Below are 1,798 nucleotides of genomic sequence, written 5' to 3'. Positions count from 1 at the left end.
GAAGGCCGCCTTAACCCTGCGGTAGACGAGGCTCCCTGCGAGATAACCGATCGCGAGCGTCACGAGCGGTGCGGCGATCGGGGCGAGGTCGGGGAGGCCCTCGATCACTCCTCACCCCTCCCGGAACCGACGACCTGCCCGTCCTTGACGAGGTAGTAACCGCCAGGATACCAGAGCGTGTAGGAGGTCCGCCCGGCGGCTTCGTAGTAGTTGATCTGTTGTTCGAGCACCGCCCGATCCTGCGGAGTGTGGCCGTCGAGGATGAAGGCGCGGACGGTCGGCGAGAGCGCGCGGGGCCGGGATGCGGCAGGGGTGCCGGGATCGCGCGGGGCGAGAGGATCGGGAGGCGATGTAGGGGAGAAAAGTGCGCGGATCGCGTCGAGGACCGCGATCAGGAATGTTGCCAGTCTTGACATGTCGGAGCCTCCGATTTGGCTTAGGGAGTATATGGGGGCCCAGAATAGATAAAGATATCTGTTTTAGTGGTTTTAGTAATAATACTACTTTATACGGAGGAGGTCGCGGGCGGCCGCCAGTCCGGGCCGGCCAGCTCCAGCGGGCACCAGTCTGGGATGAGAGGGTAGTCAGTGAACTTTCGACACCGGAGGATGCCGCCCTCATCGCACCACTGGCTTGCTCGGCAGCTCCGGGAGCCGGCAGCATGAGGGCACTCGTCGCAGAGTTCGATGCGGATGATCCGGGTCATGCTGTCACCCCTCCCAGTGTATCGAAGAGCCGTACCTGCGCTCGCTCCTTGTCGATCCGCTCCTGAGCCTTGATGAAGTAGGGTTCGTGCTTCTCGATGCCGATAAAGTGCCTTCCGGTGCGGAGGCAGGCGATCGCCGTTGTGCCGCTGCCGAGGAATGGGTCGAGGACGACATCGCCGGGCCTCGTGTAGGTCATAATCAGATATTCCAGGAGGTCAACGGGTTTTTGCGTCGGGTGGTCTCCCTTCCGCGCGGCGTTGTGAAACTGGTCGATAATGTCCGTAGGGTACCGCGTCCCTTCGTTGACTGTCTCGCTCGGGGCATATGCTCCGTAATTCCGGCCAGCAGAGGTGTTACGCCTTTTCCGATAAGGAGACCCCCTGGTCTTTTGGGGATAGTATGTTGGTGCTTTCTTCGAGAACACCGAGATAACTTCATATCGACGGAGGGGGGCGCGGTTCGCGTTTAGGAACCCGGCCGGGAGATGTTTGTCCCAGATCCACGAGTATCTATACCATTTCGGATTTGAGACGATTGCCTGTGATGAAAATGGAGGTATCCCGAACATGACCGTCGGGGCGCGATCCTTGACGACCCTGCCGAGTGCCGCCCAAAGATCCTCAAACGGCACAGGCACGTCCCATCGGTTTTGGGTCACCCCATACGGCGGGTCGGTGAGAACCAGATCCACGCTCTGATCGGGGATCTCGCGCATGAGGTCGAGGCAATCGCCGCAGTAAATCCGGTCGATCTCCAGTGTCATACCCGACCCCCCGTCAACCCTTCCGCGAGGTTCTCCCATCGGTGATCGTGCCGGAGCAGCGCGAGGAGGTCGCTCCACCGGAGCACGGCAAGCGGCTCCCGCCGGCTCTGCTTCAGGATGAGGTGAGGGGCGAGACCCTCTGCTGCCGCGTTTCGGGTGCATTGTTTCCACCACTCCGGCAAGGCGATCCGTTCCTGCGCTTTGCACTCGATGCCGAAGGGGAACTGTACCCGGGCCGCCGGCGAGAGGTAGAGATCACAGCCGGACTGTCCCATCGCCGTGCTCTGGACGTCACCGGGGTCGATGCCGAGGCGGTCGACCAGGTCCT

At 61.7% G+C, this 1,798-nt stretch carries 3 protein-coding genes; all 3 read right to left on the bottom strand.

Features of this window, described 5'->3' with window-relative positions:
- Positions 1-104 precede the first annotated feature (104 nt).
- A complete protein-coding gene (locus tag ACE4YL_RS07655) occupies positions 105-416 on the bottom strand; it encodes a hypothetical protein (protein WP_461369450.1) in 312 nt (103 codons plus the stop codon).
- 286 nt (positions 417-702) lie between these two features.
- The gene (locus ACE4YL_RS07650) at positions 703-1,470 is read right to left on the bottom strand and encodes a DNA-methyltransferase (RefSeq protein WP_461369449.1); all 768 of its coding nucleotides are present in this window, start codon (positions 1,468-1,470) and stop codon (positions 703-705) included.
- A partial coding sequence (locus ACE4YL_RS07645; RefSeq protein ID WP_461369448.1) for a putative PDDEXK endonuclease occupies positions 1,467-1,798 on the bottom strand: 332 nt, incomplete at its 5' end. The genes ACE4YL_RS07650 and ACE4YL_RS07645, both read right to left, overlap by 4 nt.

It is taken from the genome of Candidatus Darwinibacter acetoxidans (assembly GCF_041936445.1).
Taxonomy (GTDB): domain Bacteria; phylum Bacillota; class Limnochordia; order Darwinibacteriales; family Darwinibacteriaceae; genus DTU010.
The sequence above is the reverse complement of the archived record's forward strand: the minus strand, read 5'-3'. Positions and strand labels throughout refer to the sequence as shown.